This window comes from Variovorax paradoxus, from assembly GCF_030811855.1.
In the GTDB taxonomy this organism is placed as follows: Bacteria; Pseudomonadota; Gammaproteobacteria; order Burkholderiales; family Burkholderiaceae_C; genus Variovorax; species Variovorax paradoxus_L.
Window position 1 is genome coordinate 624,652 of record NZ_JAUSRN010000002.1, and the last position, 15,547, is coordinate 640,198.

At 66.9% G+C, this 15,547-nt stretch carries 15 protein-coding genes; 5 read left to right on the forward strand and 10 right to left on the reverse strand.

Translation table 11 applies throughout. From position 1 onward, the window contains the following. Positions 1 to 64: 64 nt before the first annotated feature. Both J2X92_RS07765 and J2X92_RS07770 read left to right on the forward strand, forming a co-directional pair. Positions 65 to 970, forward strand: coding sequence for a LysR family transcriptional regulator (locus tag J2X92_RS07765; protein ID WP_307574686.1), 906 nt, complete (start codon positions 65 to 67; stop codon positions 968 to 970). Positions 971 to 1,068: 98 nt separating this feature from the next. After that, positions 1,069 to 1,803, forward strand: coding sequence for a DsbA family protein (locus tag J2X92_RS07770; RefSeq protein WP_307574688.1), 735 nt, complete (start codon positions 1,069 to 1,071; stop codon positions 1,801 to 1,803). Between the two features lie 18 nt (positions 1,804 to 1,821). Here the strand turns inward: J2X92_RS07770 and J2X92_RS07775 are convergent, their stop codons facing one another. The 9 genes from J2X92_RS07775 to J2X92_RS07815 form a co-directional block, all read right to left on the reverse strand. Further along, complete coding sequence (locus J2X92_RS07775) at positions 1,822 to 3,519, reverse strand: tannase/feruloyl esterase family alpha/beta hydrolase (protein WP_307574689.1); 1,698 nt, start codon at positions 3,517 to 3,519, stop codon at positions 1,822 to 1,824. A 34-nt stretch (positions 3,520 to 3,553) separates the two neighbouring features. Beyond that, positions 3,554 to 4,279: an ABC transporter ATP-binding protein gene (locus tag J2X92_RS07780; protein WP_307574691.1), complete on the reverse strand. Its 726-nt coding sequence runs from the start codon at positions 4,277 to 4,279 to the stop codon at positions 3,554 to 3,556. Beyond that, positions 4,272 to 5,033: an ABC transporter ATP-binding protein gene (locus tag J2X92_RS07785; protein WP_307574692.1), complete on the reverse strand. Its 762-nt coding sequence runs from the start codon at positions 5,031 to 5,033 to the stop codon at positions 4,272 to 4,274. Before J2X92_RS07785 ends, J2X92_RS07780 begins: the two co-directional genes overlap by 8 nt. After that, a complete protein-coding gene (locus J2X92_RS07790; RefSeq protein WP_307574693.1) occupies positions 5,030 to 6,013 on the reverse strand; it encodes a branched-chain amino acid ABC transporter permease in 984 nt (327 codons plus the stop codon). The genes J2X92_RS07785 and J2X92_RS07790 overlap by 4 nt, the downstream gene beginning before the upstream one ends. Continuing rightward, positions 6,014 to 6,886 (reverse strand): branched-chain amino acid ABC transporter permease, encoded by an 873-nt coding sequence (locus tag J2X92_RS07795; protein ID WP_307574694.1) that lies wholly within the window; start codon positions 6,884 to 6,886, stop codon positions 6,014 to 6,016. A 322-nt stretch (positions 6,887 to 7,208) separates the two neighbouring features. Further along, a complete protein-coding gene (locus tag J2X92_RS07800) occupies positions 7,209 to 8,384 on the reverse strand; it encodes an ABC transporter substrate-binding protein (RefSeq protein ID WP_307574695.1) in 1,176 nt (391 codons plus the stop codon). A gap of 153 nt (positions 8,385 to 8,537) precedes the next feature. Continuing rightward, positions 8,538 to 9,524 carry a PDR/VanB family oxidoreductase gene (locus J2X92_RS07805; RefSeq protein ID WP_307574697.1) on the reverse strand — a complete coding sequence of 329 codons (987 nt, stop codon included), beginning with the start codon at positions 9,522 to 9,524 and terminating at the stop codon, positions 8,538 to 8,540. Positions 9,525 to 9,559: 35 nt separating this feature from the next. Continuing rightward, on the reverse strand, positions 9,560 to 10,333 hold the full coding sequence (locus tag J2X92_RS07810; protein WP_307574699.1) for a GntR family transcriptional regulator: 774 nt from the start codon (positions 10,331 to 10,333) through the stop codon (positions 9,560 to 9,562). Further along, on the reverse strand, positions 10,330 to 11,436 hold the full coding sequence (locus J2X92_RS07815) for an aromatic ring-hydroxylating dioxygenase subunit alpha (protein WP_307574700.1): 1,107 nt from the start codon (positions 11,434 to 11,436) through the stop codon (positions 10,330 to 10,332). The genes J2X92_RS07810 and J2X92_RS07815 overlap by 4 nt, the downstream gene beginning before the upstream one ends. Positions 11,437 to 11,580: 144 nt before the next feature. Here J2X92_RS07815 and J2X92_RS07820 point away from each other — a divergent pair, with 144 nt between their 5' ends. From J2X92_RS07820 to J2X92_RS07830, 3 genes are read left to right on the forward strand one after another with little or no spacing between them, the layout of a single operon-like run. Continuing rightward, a complete protein-coding gene (locus J2X92_RS07820) occupies positions 11,581 to 12,702 on the forward strand; it encodes a 5-methyltetrahydropteroyltriglutamate--homocysteine S-methyltransferase (protein WP_307574701.1) in 1,122 nt (373 codons plus the stop codon). 26 nt (positions 12,703 to 12,728) lie between these two features. Then, complete coding sequence (locus J2X92_RS07825) at positions 12,729 to 13,406, forward strand: glutathione S-transferase family protein (protein WP_307574703.1); 678 nt, start codon at positions 12,729 to 12,731, stop codon at positions 13,404 to 13,406. Positions 13,407 to 13,446: 40 nt separating this feature from the next. Next, a complete protein-coding gene (locus J2X92_RS07830) occupies positions 13,447 to 14,826 on the forward strand; it encodes a phospholipase D-like domain-containing protein (RefSeq protein WP_307574706.1) in 1,380 nt (459 codons plus the stop codon). Here the strand turns inward: J2X92_RS07830 and J2X92_RS07835 are convergent. Then, on the reverse strand, positions 14,804 to 15,544 hold the full coding sequence (locus tag J2X92_RS07835; protein WP_307574708.1) for a TetR/AcrR family transcriptional regulator: 741 nt from the start codon (positions 15,542 to 15,544) through the stop codon (positions 14,804 to 14,806). The two genes, J2X92_RS07830 and J2X92_RS07835, sit on opposite strands and share 23 nt — an antisense overlap. Positions 15,545 to 15,547 lie beyond the last annotated feature (3 nt).

A 15,547-nucleotide genomic window follows, 5' to 3' on the forward strand; every position in this document is an offset into this window, starting at 1 on the left:
AAAATAGATTTTGGAAGCCAATTCGTTCCAAAATGGAATATCACATCGCTCGACCGGAGCCCCCATGCGCGACCTCGACTTGACCACCCTCCGCCTCTTCGTCTCCGTCTGCGAAACGCGCAGCATCGCGCGCGCGGGCGAGCAGGCCAGCATCGTCGGCTCGGCCATCAGCAAGCGCCTGGCGCAGCTGGAGGACACGGTGGGCACGCCGTTGCTGCTGCGCAAACGGCGCGGCGTGGTGCCGACCGCGGCCGGCGAAACGCTGCTGGAACATGCGCGCGCCATGCTCGGCAGCGCTCAGCGCATCGAGCGAGACATGGCGGCCTATGCCGGCGGTGCACAGGGGCATGTTCGAATCCTCGCCTCGGCCTCGGTGCTGGCCGAATCCCTGGCCGAGGACGTCGCCAACTTTCTGCAGAACCCGGCACACCGCGACATCCGGATCGACATGGAAGAGCGCGTGAGCCCGGAGATCGTGCGCGGCATCCGCGAGGGAAGCGCCTCGATCGGCCTGTGCTGGGACGCCGCCGACCTCGACGGCCTGCAGCGGCGCAGCTACCGCAGCGACCACCTGGCCATCGTGGCGCACCCCTCGCACCCGGCGGCGCGGCGCGGCAAGGTGCGGTTCAAGGACGTGCTCGATCACGAGTTCGTCGGCATGCCCGCGCTGAGCGCCGTACAGCTGATGCTGGCCCGCGAGGCGGCCGTGGCGGGCAAGCCGCTGGTCTATCGAGTGCTGGTGACCAACTTCGACGCCGCCCTGCGCGTGGTGCGCGCCGGCCTCGCCATCAGTGTGGTGCCGGCGGAAGTGGCGCAGCCCTTTGCCGACACCTACCGCCTCCGGCTGATGCCGCTTACCGATGCCTGGGCGCGCCGGCGCTTTGCGATCTGCTTTCGCGATGTAGCGACGCTGTCGCTGGCGGCGCAACTGCTGGTGGCGCATCTGGAGCAGTGCGCAACGGATCGCTAGACCCCAGACTCGAACGGAATCAGAAACTGTTCATTGGCGAAAGCGGGGTTTTTGTTTCCGTTCCTGAAACCTAACATTCGGGCAAAGGAAATCACGCAATGAACGACAACACCACTTCAACGTCCGGCGCCACGCTGCACTACATTTTCGATCCGATGTGCGGCTGGTGCTACGCGGCGGCACCGCTGGTCGACGCCGCGCGCAACGTGCCGGGCCTGGAGGTGGCGTTTCACGGCGGCGGCATGATGACCGGTGCCAATCGGCGCCCCATCACTCCGCAGTGGCGCGACTACGTGTTGCCGCACGACCGCCGCATCGCCGAGCTCACGGGCCAGCCTTTTGGGGAAGCCTACTTCGAGGGCCTGCTGCGCGATATCGGCGCGGTGATGGATTCCGAACCGCCGACCACCGCCATCCTCGCGGCCGAAGCCTTGCGCGCCGGCGGCGGGCTGGACATGATCCATCGGCTCCAGCGCGCGCATTACGTCGAAGGCCGGCGCATCGCCGAAGCGCAGGTGCTCGCTGCAATCGCCAAAGAGCTCGGCTTCGATCCGGATGCGTTTTCCTCGGCGTTCGCGCGCCTGTCGGGCGAAGCAACGTCCAAGCACATGGCCGAAAGCCGCCAGTGGCTGCAACGCGCAGGCGGCCAGGGTTTTCCGACCTTCGTGTTGTCGCAGGCGGACGGCACCGCAAGCCGCGTCGACATCGGCCCTTGGCTTGGCCGGCCTGAGGAATGGAAGGCGCAGCTGACAAAGCTCGTGCCGCCCGTGCCCGTGGAAGCGGATGCCGCCACCGGCTCGGCGTCGTGCGGTCCGGACAGCTGCGCGATCTAGGCGTTCAGTCGCGCCACGTTACCTGCTGCACTGGAAGCTCGCGGCCTGCGACACGTCGCCGCCCGTGTAGCGCGGCCACAGCGGCCACTCGCACAGCGGACGCGAGCGAACGATGCGGAACGGCGGCTGCACTTCCTGCTCGGCGAGGTGCAGGCCCGCCGGTGCGCGGCCCCGCTCGACCCAATCTGCCAACGCGGCGAGCATGTCGACGTTGGCCGGGGCCCCGCTGCCCACGTGGTCAACGCCCGGCGCGGTGTAAAGGCGCATGAAGCGGTCCGTGTTGTCGCGCCCCATGCGTGCCACCACCGATTCGTAATAAAGGATGCCGGCGAACGGGCTCTGCGCGTAGTCGGCCATGTGTTCGAGCATCAGCAGCTTGCCGCCGCGCGCCTGGAAGGCGCCGAGGTCGGGGTTGGTCGAATCCATCAGCTGCGACACGGTGGCGATGCGCGCGGCAAAGTCTTCCGCGCGGTAGTTGCGCACGTCGAGGGACGGGTTGCGCGCATAGAAATACTGCAGCGCGCCGCTGCCGTAGAACCATGCAATGCCATTGCTCGGCTGCGGCGGCACGGTCGGTGCAGCCGTACCAGTCCACCAAGCGTTCCAGCCACCCATCGACGCAAAGGCCGGCGTGCCCTCCCCGCCAATGCCCCAGCCGGGGTATACCGCCACGGCGTTGGCCAGTGGCACGGGCGAGCGCCACGGCGAACGCAGCGTGCGCACCGCCTGCACCTGCGCATCGTTGAGGCAGTTGTCGCCGCTGGTGCCGGCGGCGCAGCGCAGGCTCGCGGGATCGAAGCGCTGCAAGCAGGCCACGGGGTTCGACACGATGCGGTCCGCCGCGCCGTCCGCCGCATCGCACGACGCCAGCACGGCGTCCTGCACCAGTTGCACCTGCGCCGGCCGGAGCCACCCTTCGCCGAAGGTAGCAATGCCGTTGCGCGTGCCGGCGTGCTGCAGCCCCGTCCAGTTGATGACCGGCACGCGGCTGAAGATGCCGTCGAAGTCCTGCGGATAGCGCTGCGCCATGGTGAGCGCCTCGCGCCCGCCTTCGGAACTGCCCACGAAATACAGCTTTTGCGGCGCTTGGCCGTAGGCGCGCTGCATCAGCGCCACCGCCACGTCGCGCACCTTCTTGTACGAGGCGTGCGCAAAGTTGACCAGCGCTTCGTCGTTGAGCGCAAAGGCCTGCGGCGGCTGGCCGGCCACGTTCTGGTGGCCGGAGTCGGTGCCGTAGGTCACGTAGCCCTGCGCCAACGGCGTGGGCTGGTCGAAGCGGCCGGCTGGCACCAGCGAGAGGCCGGTGATCAGCACGCCGTTGAACCCGCCGCCGCCGTACTGCACGCTGCGGCCGTTCCACGCGAGCGGCAGGTTGACCTGAAACAGGATCGACGGCGCGCTGGGATCGAGCGGCGCGATGCGGCCCAGCACCTTGCAGTGCGCAGGCGTGGGCGGTGTGATGCGCGATGCGGGGCTGGGGCCGCGTTCTGCGACAGCCAGTGCGGACGCAGGCACCAGCGTTGCGGAATCGATCGTCGCCGCGCCGCTCGGCAGGCCGATGGCCGCGGGTGCAACCGGGGCCGCGAGCGCCGCGCAAGCCGCTGCAGGATTGGCGCCGAGCGGGAGGCTCTGCGGCCCGGTGGTGCTGCATGCCGCAAGCAGCACGGCGGAGGCCAACATGGCGCCCCCGCGAAACAGGGTCTTCGGGATCGCCATGTGTCTGTCTCCTTCTTCTTCGTCGTCGGAATTGCTACCGGGCCACGCCCAGCAACCGTTCGAGCACCTGCGGCTGGCTGCGCAATGCCGCTGCGCTGTCGGTGTGAACGATGGTGCCGTGATCGAGCACCACCGCGTGGTCGGAAATCGCGAGGATCGCCTGCGGGTGCTGCTCCACGATGATCGCGGCCAGGCCTTCGTCTTGTGTGATGCGGCGAATGGCGCGGAGCAGTTCCTCGACGATGATCGGCGCCAGCCCTTCGAGCGGCTCGTCGAGCAGCAGCAGCTTCGGGTTCAGCACCAGCGCGCGGCCCACCGCGAGCATCTGCTGCTCGCCGCCCGAAAGCTGCGTGCCGAGATTGGTCTTGCGCTCGGCCAGGCGCGGAAACATCTCGTAGACGCGCTGCGGGTTCCAGGGATTGGAAGTCCCTCCGGGCCTGCCCGGCCGCTCCACCGCAGTGAGGTTCTCATGCACAGTGAGCGACTTGAAGATGTTGCGCTCCTGCGGCACCCAGCCGATGCCGGCCGCGGCGCGCTGGTGGGGCGCCAGCTTGTGCAGGGCCTGCCCACCGAGCGAGATGGTTCCGCCGTGCTGCCGCGTGGCCCCCGCCAGCGTGTTGATCAGCGTGGTCTTGCCCGTGCCGTTGCGGCCCAGGAGCGCCAGCGTCTGGCCCTCGCCGAGCGCGAACGCCACGTCGTGCAGCACCACGGCTTCGCCGTAGCCGGCGCTCAGGTTCTCGATGCGCAGCAGTTCAGACATGGGCATGCTCCCCGTGGCCGAGGTAGACCTCTTTCACCTTCGGATCGTTGGCGATGGTTTCGGGGTCGCCTTCCGTCAGCAACGTCCCGTTGACAAGCACCGTCATGCGGTCTGCAAAACTGAACACCAGGTCCATGTCATGCTCGATCAGCAGCACCGACACGTCGGCCGGCAATGCCGCCACGGTCTCCAGCAACTCTTCGCGCTCGCCAGCGGGCACGCCTGCCACGGGCTCGTCGAGCAGCAGCACGCGCGGCTCGCAGGCCAGTGCGATTGCAATCTCCAGCAAGCGGCGCTTGCCATAGGCCATGAACTTGGTCTGCTGCTGCGCCACGTCGCCCAGATGAAACTGCTCCAGCAGTTGCGCCGCGCGTTCCGTCACGGCCTTGGTGGCCCCCAGCGGGCGCCACCATTGCGATGCGATGCCCTGGTGCTGCGACACAACGAGTGCCAGCGTCTCGAGCGGCGTCATCGAATCGAACAGCTGGTTGATCTGGAAGGTGCGCACCAGCCCGCGCGCCACGCGCTTGTGCGGCGCCAGGGTCGTGATGTCTTCGCCCAGCAGCGAGATGCGGCCTTCGGTCGGCGTGAGCACGCCGGTCAAGAGGTTGATGAGCGTGGTCTTGCCGGCGCCATTGGGGCCGATCAGCGCATGGCGCGCGCCGCGCTTGAGTTCCATCGTGACGTTGTTGGTGGCCGTGATGCCGCCGAAACGCATCACCAACCCCTGCGTCGAGAGCACCGTTTCGGTCATACCGCGCCCCCCTTCTTCTTGCCCAGCCACGTCCACGGCTTGAGCACGCGGTCGCGCCCCACGAGCACCAGCAGCACCAGCAGCAGGCCGATCCAGAACATCCAGTATTGCGGCGTCACGGCCGAGAGCCAGTTCTGCAGCAGCTTGAAGACGATGGCGCCCGCCACGCCGCCATAGAGCCAGCCCACGCCGCCGATCACCAGCATCAGCAGCACGTCGGCCGAGCGGTCGAAGGCCAGCACGTCGAGCGAGGCGAAGCCGGTGGTCTGCGCCAGCAGCGCACCCGCGGCACCGGCAATGCCGGCGGCCACGGTGTAGATGACAACGAGCCGCGACACCACCGGAATGCCGATGGCCATGGCGCGCAGCCGGTTGTCGCGGATCGCCTTCAGCGTGGCGCCGAAGGGCGAATGCACGAGCCGGCGCATCACGAGGAACAGCACGAGCATCACGCTCAATGAATACCAGGCAGCTGTGCGGCCGAAGAGGTCGAACTCGAACACGCCGAGCACCGGTCCCATCACCACGCCCTGCAGGCCGTCGGCGCCGCCGGTGAGCCAGTCGAGCTTGTTGGCGAGTTCGAGCAACAGCAGCGCGGTGCCGAGTGTGACCATCAGCCGCGTCAGGTCGCTGCCGCGCAGGATCGTCACGCTGGCCACGAGGCCCAGCAGCGCCGACAGCGCGGTGGCCAGCACCAGGCCGACGGTCGGGTCCGGCATCACGAGCTTGGCGAACAGCGCCGCGGTGTAGGCGCCGAAGCCGAAGAATGCGGCATGGCCGAGCGACACGATGCCGGTGTAGCCAAGGATCAGGTCGAGCGACATCGCGAACAGCGCGACGATGGCGATCTCGTTGACCAGCAGCGAATGCGAGGGCATGACGAAGGGCAGCGCGAAGGCCACGGCCCACACCACGAACTCGAGCGGGCGCCAGCGCGCCTTGTGCAGCAAGGCCGATTCGTACGACGAAGGTGCGCTCATTCAGCGGCCTCCCTTGCGCGTGAATAGGCCCTGGGGACGCCACATCAAAATCAGGATCATGAGCAGGTAGACGGTGAACGCACCCATCTTGGGAATGAAGTACTTGCCCGCCACGTCGGCAATGCCGAGCAGCAGTGCGGCCGCGAGCGGCCCGGTGATCGACGAGGTGCCGCCGACCGACACCACGATCAGAAAATAGATCATGTACTTGAGCGGAAAGGTCGGATCGAGCCCGAGGATCTCGGCGCCCAGTGCACCGCCCAGCCCCGCGAGCCCGGATCCCACCGCGAAGGTCAGCAGGAACACGATATTGACGTTGATGCCCAGCCCCGCCGCCACGCGCGGATCGTCGACCGCGGCCCGCAGCCGGCTGCCGAAGCGCGTCTTCGAGAGAATGAGCTGGAGCACCACCGTGAGCACGGCGCACACGGCGATGATGAAGAGCCGGTAGTGCCCCATGCCGAGCAGGAATGCCCCATCGCCGATCTCGGTGCGGCCACGTAGCCATTCGGGCAACTGGATGTTCTGCTGCGACGAGCCGACGAAGTAGTCGACGGCCGCCACCGCCATGAACGCAAGGCCGATGGAGAACAGCACCTGGTCGAGATGAGGCTTGCCGTACATCGGCCGGTAGAGCGTACGCTCGAGCAGCGCCCCGGCCAATGCCACCACGATGAACGCGAGCGGCAGGCAGGCCAGAAACGGCACGCCCAGCTTCTGCATCGCAAACACGGTGAGGTACCCGCCCGCCATGGCAAAGGCACCGTGCGCGAGGTTGATGAAGTTCATCAGCCCGAGCGTCACGGCCAGCCCCACGGCGAGCACAAAGAGCAGCATGCCGTAGGCGATGCCGTCGAAAAGAATGGTCAACATGTCAGTGTTCCGCTACGGCGTTTGCTTGGCTCGCGTTGGTTCTTCGTTTTAGGCGCACTGTTCAGGGCGCGTGCACAGGCCACCGGGTACTCCCCTCCGCGAATGTCCCCCGGCTTCGCCTCCTCCTTTATTTCGCTGCGGGGAGCACCCGATGCCCTGTGCACATGGACGCGCTGCTGGTGCACCGCTGATCAACGACCGCTTTGTCCAACGATCTTGTCGATGGGGTGCCTTGCGCAGCGAAATAAAGGAGGAGGCCGCAGGCCGGGGGACATTCGCGGAGCAAGGTACCCCGTCGGCGGGAGCGCCGCCCTGGAGGCAGTTACTTCGCCTTGCCCGGATCTTTCACGCCTTTAATCACGTCGAACTCGACGTTGTAGAGCTGCCCGTCTTTCTTCTCGACCTTGCGCAGATACACGTCCTGCACGATGTCGCGCGTCTGCGCATCGATGTACACCGGCCCGCGCGGGCTCTCGAAAATCTGGCCCTTCATGGCGGCCAGCAGCGCATCGCCGCCACCCTGCCCCTTGGTGGCCTTCAGGGCTTCATAGATCACGCGCATGCCGTCATAGCCGCCGACGGCCATGAAATTGGGGCGCATCTTCGGGTTGGCCTTCTGGAAGGCTTCGACGAACTTCTTGTTCGCGGGCGACGGATGCGCGGCCGAGTAGTGGTGCGAGGTGACCACGCCCAGCGCGCCTTCGCCCATGTCGTTGAGCTGGTCGTCATCGGTCACATCGCCAGTGGCGATCATGCGGATGCCGGCCTTGTCCATGCCGCGCTCCAGAAACTGCTTCATCACCGCCGCGCCGGCACCTGAGGGCACGAAGACGAACAACGCGTCGGGCTTGGCATCACGCACCTTCTGCAGGAACGGCGCGAAGTCGGGGTTGCGCAGCGGCACGCGCAGCTTCTCGACCACCTTGCCGCCATTGAGCTGGAAGCGCTCGCTGAAGAACTTCTCGGCGTCGTTGCCGGGGCCGTAATCGGCCACCAGCGTGACCACCGTCTTCACGCCGTTCTTCGGCGCCCAGTCGCCCATGGCCACCGACACCTGCGGCAGCGTGAAGCTGGTGCGCACGATGTAGGGCGAGGCCTCGGTGATGCTCGACGTGGCGGCGGCCATTACCACCTGCGGCGTCTTCGATTGGGTAGCAAGCGGCGCGGCGGCCAGTGCGGCCGGCGTGACGCCGAAGCCCGCGATCACGTTCACTTTGTCGTTGACGATGAGTTCCTGCGCCAGGCGCTTGGTCACGTCGGGCGTGGCCACGTCGTCCTTGATGATGAGCTCGATCTTCTTGCCCGCCACGGTGTCGCCGTTCTGCGCCATGTACAACCGCGCCGCCGCTTCGATCTGCCGGCCGGTGGACGCCTGCTGGCCGGTCATGGGCAGGATGAGGCCGATCTTGAACTTGTTGCTGTCCTGCGCACTGGCAAGCGACATGGAAAGCGCAAGCGCCGTGAAGCCTGCGGTCTGGATGAGTTGGCGTCTTTGCATGAGGTTTTTCCTTGTACGACGAAAGCGGATACCGGGCTATTTTTCAACACTTTGCAACATCCGGCGGAGCAGACAATCACCTACTCCGCCCCTGGGCCGGACCTTTGGTGCGCGATGAACAAATGAACTGCGCGATGATCGCGCAACGCGTTCTCAGCTGTCGGGCCGGTACGCGGAATCGAGCGTGAGGGTGCCGACGGCCCGCGACACGCAGGCGCAGATGCGAGTGGCTGCCTGCTTCTCTTGTTCGCTCAGGAACACGTCGCGGTGGTCGATTTCGCCATCGACCGCGAGCACGTCCATGGCGCACAGGCCGCACTCGCCGCGCTTGCAGTCCCAGAGCGTTTCCACGCCGGCGGCGTCCAGGGCTTCGAGCAAGGTGCAGTCGGCCGGCACGGTGATCGCCAGGTCGTGCCGGGGAATGCGTACGGTGAAGGCCTGCGTCGGAAGCCGGCCGCTGCTGCCGAAGGTTTCGAAGCGCAGGTCCGCCGGCGCTCGGCCCGAGGCTTGCCATGCGCGCTTGACCGCCTCGAGCATGGGCACAGGGCCGCAGGTGTAGAGCTGGCCGCCGGGCGGCAGCGCCGCGATGGCGGCCGCGAAGTCGATGGGCGCCGCGCCCTCATGCGCGACGACGTCGTCGCCAAGGGCCGTGCGCAATTTATCGAGATAGGCCAATTCGCCCGCATGGCGCGCGCCGTAGAGCATCTTCACCGGCACGCCACTGCGCCGCGCGTGGTCGCCCAGGCGCTCTGCCATCATCACCAGCGGCGTGATGCCGATGCCGCCGGCCACCAGCAGGTAGCCAGGCGCGGAGAGGTCGAGCGCAAAGTGGTTCTGCGGCGCACTCACCTGCAGCCGGTCGCCGACGGCCAGGCGCCACATGGCGAGCGAGCCGCCGCGGCCGTCGTCGAGCCGCTTGACGGCAATGCGCCAGCACTGGCCGTCGCCCTCGCCCACCAGCGAATACGAGCGCGTCTGCAGCTTGCCATGGGCCGCCATCACCTGCACCTGCAGGTGCGAACCGGGCTCGTAGGTGGCGGCATAGCCGGAATCCGGCCGCAGTTCGAACTCGCGTACCGTCGGCGTCACGTCGCGTAGCGCAACGATCTGCGCTTGCATCCATTGAAGGTCGTTTTTCATCGGGGAGAAAACCAGCGGAAAAGGAAATCGGCCGCTCAGCCGCGGCGACGGATGAGCTGCACGCCGGGCAGCGGCCGCTGCTCGGCTGTGGGCGTACCGTGCAGCGCCTCGCGCAGGTTGCGCCGCGCGATGCGGCTGTGCTCGCGCATCAGCGCCTCGGCGCGCGAGCCTTCGCCGGCCTCGATGGCGTCGAGCACCTGAAGGTGCTGGTCTTGCGCAATGACGAGCATGTCTCGCGCGGCGGGCGAGTTGGCCTGCACGATGACGAAGCCCGACGGCGATGCGAACGGCAGATTGATCACGCGCTCGAGCTGCTGTGCGATGACCGGACTTGCCGCCATTTCGCACAGCAGCGAATGGAACTTCTCGTTGTGCGTGACGTAGCGCGAAAACGCCGCGTCATCGAGCGCGGGTTCGCGCAGCAGTTCATCGATGCGTGCCAGACAGGCGCGCGCTTCGCGCAGCACCACCGGCGCCGCGCCGCGCTCGGCCGCGAGCCGCGCCACCAGGCCTTCGAGCGTGCCGCGCAGTTCGATGGCGTCGGCCACGTCGCGCTCCGAAAATGTCCGCACTGCGTAGCCGCCGTTCGGCAGCGCTTCGAGCAGTCCTTCCTGCTCCAACCGCATGAGCGCGCTGCGCACCGGAGTGCGAGAAACGCCGAGCTGCTCGGCAATGGCCACTTCTGCAATGCGCGCACCGCCCGGCAGTTCGCCGGCCAGGATCATTTCGCGCAAACGCAGTTGTGCCTTAACGGCCTGCGAACTGCCGCCGTCGCCGGGTTCGATGGGAGATACGGCCGCGACTTTCATGCGGTTTGCGTCTCGGCGGGATGGATCGGAATCGCGGCGCGCGCGGGCTTTTCCTTCTCGACCATACGGTCGATCAGCCGGCGCGCCCACATCGAGCCCGCGTCGATGTTGAGGTTGTAGAACTGATGGTCGGGCCGCTCGTCCATGGCCTTTTGCTGCGCCTCGAGCACGAGCTCGTCCTCGCGGAAGATGCCCGCCACGCCTTCGCGCAGCTCGTGCGTCAGGCGCTGCTCGCCCAGGCAGTAGTTGCGCGCAAAGGCCCAGAAGTAGAGGCAGGTCTTGTCGGTCTCGGGCGTGATGGTGTTGAGCACGTAGCCGTTCACACCCTTGCTGCGGTCGCCGGGGTTGCCGTCCTTCGGCACCGCGCCGCTGCCCGCCTCGGCCACGCCGACGTCGATGTTCACCGTGCACGGCCCTTCGAATCGAATGATCTGCCAACGGTCGACCTTGCCGGCGTAGCCGCGCGCATGGCGGATCTGGCCGCCCCAGAACGGCGGTGGATCGATGTTCTCCATCCACCGCGTGACGGTGGCCGAGCGGTCGCCGTGCGTGGCAACGAAGGGCGCCTCGGCCACTTCGCGGTTGCCGATGGACGAACCGTGCACGAAGGTCTCGTGCGTCAGGTCCATGAGGTTGTCGACCACGAGGCGGTAGTCGCAGTTCACGCGAATCATCTTGCCGTCGCCGGCCCATGCCGGGTCGTCGTTCCAGTGCATGTCGGGCACCAGTGCCGGGTCGGCCTTGGCCGGATCGCCGGGCCAGATCCAGACGAAGCGGTGCTTCTCGACCACCGGGAAGCTGCGCACGCAAGCCGAAGGGTTCAGCGTTTCCTGGCTCGGCATGTGGGTGCAGCGGCCCTGGCTGTTGTAGACCAGACCGTGGTAGCCGCACACCACTTCGTCGCCTTCGAGCTTGCCCAGCGAGAGCGGCATCAGGCGGTGCCAACAGGCGTCTTCGAGCGCGGCAACCTGTCCGTCGGTGCGGCGGAACAGCACCAGTTTTTCGTTGCAGATGGTGCGCGGAAGCAGCGCATGACGCACTTCGACGTCATAGGCGGCGGCATACCAGGCGTTCAATGGAAAGGCGGTCGTAGGCGTTTTCATGAATACTCAATGTATACATCAATGCATAAAAATCCAGTGAAATCCGACGAAATGAGGGTAAACACCGACTTCAATGTATACACATAGGCGTGTTTCCGAGGCGATACGATGTTCGATTCGTTTTCAGCCACGACGGAGATCAACATGTCCCAGCACGCCGCCCTACCCGCCCGCTACGACCACGTCGGCAGCTTCCTGCGCCCCAAATACCTGCTCGAAGCGCGTGAGCAGAAGGCCAAGGGCGAGATCACGCACGAGCAGCTGCGCAAGGTCGAAGACAAGGCCATCACCGAGATCGTCCGCTTCCAGGAAGACATCGGCCTGAAGAGCATCACCGACGGCGAGTTCCGCCGCACGTACTTCCACATCGACTTTCTCGACCAGCTCGGCGGCGTGAAGACCGACATACCGGTCACCATCCGTAGGCCCGACGGCACCGAGGAACTCGCGCCGCCCGCCATGCGCGTGATCGACAAGGTGCGCCACGTGAAGGACATCCAGCTCGCGGACTTCCAGTACCTGAAGAGCCAGGTTTCGGCCGGACGCACGCCGAAAGTGACGATTCCCTCGCCCACCATGCTGCACTTCCGCGGCGGCCGTGCCGGCATCAGCAAGGACGCGTATCCCGAGCTCGACCCGGTGTTCTACGACGACGTCGCCAATGCCTATGGCGACGAGCTGCGCTCGCTGGCCGCGGCAGGCTGCACCTACGTTCAAATGGACGACACCAACCTGGCCTATCTGTGCGACGAGCACATGCGCGAAGCTGCCCGCAAGCGCGGCGACGACCCGAACGAACTGCCGCACCGGTATGCCGCGTTCATCAACAAGGTGGTCGCGCAAAAGCCGCCGGGCATGCTCTTGGCCATGCACCTGTGCCGCGGGAACTTCAAGAGCACCCACGCCGCGGCCGGCAACTACGAGCCGGTGGCCGAGGCGCTCTTGAAGGAGATGGACCTGGACGCTTACTTCATGGAATACGACGACGCTCGATCCGGCGACTTCAAGCCGCTGCGCTACCTGCCCAAGGGCAAGACCGTGGTGCTGGGCCTCGTGACCACCAAGTTCGGCGAGATGGAAGACAAGGACGAACTCAAGCGCCGCATCGAGGACGCCGCCAAGTACGCCCCGCTCGAGCAGCTCGCGCTGTCGCCGCAGTGCGGCTTCTCGAGCACGGTGCACGGCAACAACATCGCGGTGGAGGCGCAGCGCAACAAGCTGCGCCTCGTCGTGGAGACCGCACAAGAGGTCTGGGGCTCGACCTGAACCGTCATTTCTGATGTAGTCGGGGCATGACGACGACGACCACAAAAATCTACTCAGGCCCCCTCAGCATGTTCGGCGCGAAGGTGCAGATCGCCGCGCTCGAAAAAGGCATCGACTTCGAGCTGATCATGGTGCCGTTCACCAAAGGCGACGCCTACGAGCCTAAGCACCCGGATGTGCTGCGCATCAACCCCGTCAAGCAGCAGGTGCCGGTGCTGATCGACGGCGAGGTCGAGCTCTTCGACTCGACGCAAATCTTCGAATACCTCGAAGACCGATATCCAACGCCCGCGCTGTGGCCCGAGGGCATCGCCGAACGGGCGCGCGCGCGGCAGCTGGAGCAGAAGTCGGACGAGGTCTTTTTTCCCAACGTGATCAGGCTCTTCGGCCTGCAGCACGACATGCAGAGCGCGCCCGCCGTGGCGGCCTGCGCCGCATGCGCCCGCTACTACGACGAGATGGAAGGCCTGCTGGCCACGCGCGATTGCCTCGCGGGCACATATTCCTTCGCCGACATCGCCTTCTACATGGCCTGCATCTTTGCCGACCGCAAAGGTGCCCGCATGACGCAGGCCACGCCTCGGCTCCTGGCCTGGCGCAGCCGCATGGGCGAGCGGCCCGCGGCGCGAACGGTGGTTGAACCGATGATGCGCTTCCTGGCCTCCGAAGGGCGCGACGTGGCCTCATTCCTGATGCCACGCTGATCGCTGGCGGCAACTCCGGCTCCTCAGGCATCATTGCCGCATGCCGAACACCCGTTTCGACTGGCTTCCTTCACCGTCCCAGCATTTCCTCGTCGTCACCTTCGCGCTGCTGGTCTATGTGCTGACCACACGCGCACGCCGCGAGCAGCGCGCGCCCACCACGGCCATTGCCTGGGTCATGGGGCTGGTGCTCATGCCCTATTTCATCCTGCCGATGTACCTGCTGTTCGGCCAGCGCAAGCTGCGTCCGGCGGGCTCGCCGCGGCCGCCGCGCTCGGTACCGCCGGGGCATTGGGCGGCGGACCTGATCGAGAGCTTCGGCCTCGCGCCGCCGGGGCGCTGCGCGATCCGCATGCATGCCGACGGAGAGGCCGCGCGCGAGGCGCTGTGGCAGGTGATCGACGGCGCGCGCGAGCGCATCGACGTGTGCACCTTCATCATCGGCGACGACGCGCTGGGCCGCGCCGTTATCGAGCGGCTGGCGCAGCGCGCGCGCGAAGGCATCAAGGTGCGCGTGCTGCTCGACGGCTTCGGCGCGCTGACGCTGCCGCGCCGCCACTTCGAAGTGCTGCGCGGCGCGGGCGGCGAGGTCGCCGTGTTCCGCCCGTTTTTCAGCCTGCGCCGCATTGGGCCGCGCAACCTGCGCAACCACCGCAAGTTCACCATCGCGGACGACGGCTGGCTGTGGTCTGGCGGGCGCAACCTTGCGGGCGAATACTTCACCGGCAACGACAAGCATCCCGAAGGCTGGCGCGATCTTTCATTCGACCTGCGCGGCAGCGTGGCCGCCGCGGCGGCCCGCCAGTTCGACCACGACTGGAGCTCGGTACGCGGCCGCAAGGCGCGCGCCATCACGGCCGACGACGTGGACGAAAGCGCGGGCGGCGCCATGGCGCAGTTCCTGCCGAGCGGCCCTGACCAGACCGAGGACACGGCCCACGCGCTGCTCATCGACGCCTGCTTTCGGGCCGAGCACCGCGTGCTCGCGATCACGCCCTACTTCGTGCCCGGCGACGGCCTGCGCGATGCGCTTCGACTGGCCGCGCGGCGCGGCGTGCAGGTGACCATCGCGATGCCCGCCCGTTCGAACCACCGCCTCGCCGATTTCGTGCGCGCACGCGCCATGCGCGACCTGGCCCGCGCGGGCGCGAGCTTTCGCATGCTGCCCTTCATGGCGCATGCCAAAGCCGTGGTGATCGACAACGAGCTGGCCATGTGCGGCTCCATCAATCTCGACCTGCGCAGCCTCTTGCTCAACCATGAGGCGGCCGTGGTGTTCTACGGCCCGGGCGAGATCGACTGGCTGGCCGAGTGGATCGACACCACGGCTTCCGCCGGCGAGCCCTACCGCGCGCGGCGCCCCGGCCTCTTGCGCGACGTGGCCGAGGGGCTGCTGCTCACCGTCGCTTTCCAGCTATAGCGGGCGCCTGCGCCTTAGCCTCCTTCGCCAGCGCATCGAGCCCTGCGAAAACGTAGCGCATCAGGTCGTCCGCCAGGCCTTCGGTGTCCTTGAGAGCCGGCAGCACGTCGTTGCGCAGGTTTCTGGGCGCCACCGTCATCACGATGCAGGGCAGCACTGCGAACAGCAGCGCCCGCTGCACCGAGGGATGATCGTCGGGCAAACCCATGATGCCGCCGATCAATCCGCGGATCAGCTTGGCCTTGGGCAGCACAGCCTGACGGATCAGCACCGGCAGCGCCGGCGAAGGCGAAAGCGCCTCACGCAGCACCACGCGAAAACCCCAGGGCGCCTTGGGCTGGCTCCCCATCTCGATCAGGTGGGTAAGAAAGGTCCGCAGCTTGAGCCGTGGATCGGTCGGCACGCTCGCCAGGCTGACCAGTTCGTCGATGCTCACGAGCTGGCGGTGCGCCTCGATCAGCACGGCCTCGTAAAGGCCGTCCCTGCTTCCGAAGTGGTAGTTGACGGCAGCCATGTTGGTGCCGGCGCGCGTGCAGATTTCCTTGCTGGTGCTCTCGGCGAAGCCGCGCTCCGCAAACAGCTGGCCGGCGGTTTCGAGGATGTGCAGGCGCGTGGCGCTGCCGTCGGTGCGCGAGGTGCGCGGAATGCGCGCCGCAGCCTGACGCGGGGCGAGGGAACGGGCGCTCGAAGGACGGGCGACGGGAGAGCGGGAAGCCATGGC

Bases quoted from the DNA above. Each gene is read 5' to 3' on its own strand.
- J2X92_RS07765 (WP_307574686.1), top strand. From the start codon at position 65: ATGCGCGACCTCGACTTGACCACCCTCCGCCTCTTCGTCTCCGTCTGC.
- J2X92_RS07770 (WP_307574688.1), top strand. From the start codon at position 1,069: ATGAACGACAACACCACTTCAACGTCCGGCGCCACGCTGCACTACATT.
- J2X92_RS07775 (WP_307574689.1), bottom strand. From the start codon at position 3,519: ATGGCGATCCCGAAGACCCTGTTTCGCGGGGGCGCCATGTTGGCCTCC.
- J2X92_RS07780 (WP_307574691.1), bottom strand. From the start codon at position 4,279: ATGTCTGAACTGCTGCGCATCGAGAACCTGAGCGCCGGCTACGGCGAA.
- J2X92_RS07785 (WP_307574692.1), bottom strand. From the start codon at position 5,033: ATGACCGAAACGGTGCTCTCGACGCAGGGGTTGGTGATGCGTTTCGGC.
- J2X92_RS07790 (WP_307574693.1), bottom strand. From the start codon at position 6,013: ATGAGCGCACCTTCGTCGTACGAATCGGCCTTGCTGCACAAGGCGCGC.
- J2X92_RS07795 (WP_307574694.1), bottom strand. From the start codon at position 6,886: ATGTTGACCATTCTTTTCGACGGCATCGCCTACGGCATGCTGCTCTTT.
- J2X92_RS07800 (WP_307574695.1), bottom strand. From the start codon at position 8,384: ATGCAAAGACGCCAACTCATCCAGACCGCAGGCTTCACGGCGCTTGCG.
- J2X92_RS07805 (WP_307574697.1), bottom strand. From the start codon at position 9,524: ATGAAAAACGACCTTCAATGGATGCAAGCGCAGATCGTTGCGCTACGC.
- J2X92_RS07810 (WP_307574699.1), bottom strand. From the start codon at position 10,333: ATGAAAGTCGCGGCCGTATCTCCCATCGAACCCGGCGACGGCGGCAGT.
- J2X92_RS07815 (WP_307574700.1), bottom strand. From the start codon at position 11,436: ATGAAAACGCCTACGACCGCCTTTCCATTGAACGCCTGGTATGCCGCC.
- J2X92_RS07820 (WP_307574701.1), top strand. From the start codon at position 11,581: ATGTCCCAGCACGCCGCCCTACCCGCCCGCTACGACCACGTCGGCAGC.
- J2X92_RS07825 (WP_307574703.1), top strand. From the start codon at position 12,729: ATGACGACGACGACCACAAAAATCTACTCAGGCCCCCTCAGCATGTTC.
- J2X92_RS07830 (WP_307574706.1), top strand. From the start codon at position 13,447: ATGCCGAACACCCGTTTCGACTGGCTTCCTTCACCGTCCCAGCATTTC.
- J2X92_RS07835 (WP_307574708.1), bottom strand. From the start codon at position 15,544: ATGGCTTCCCGCTCTCCCGTCGCCCGTCCTTCGAGCGCCCGTTCCCTC.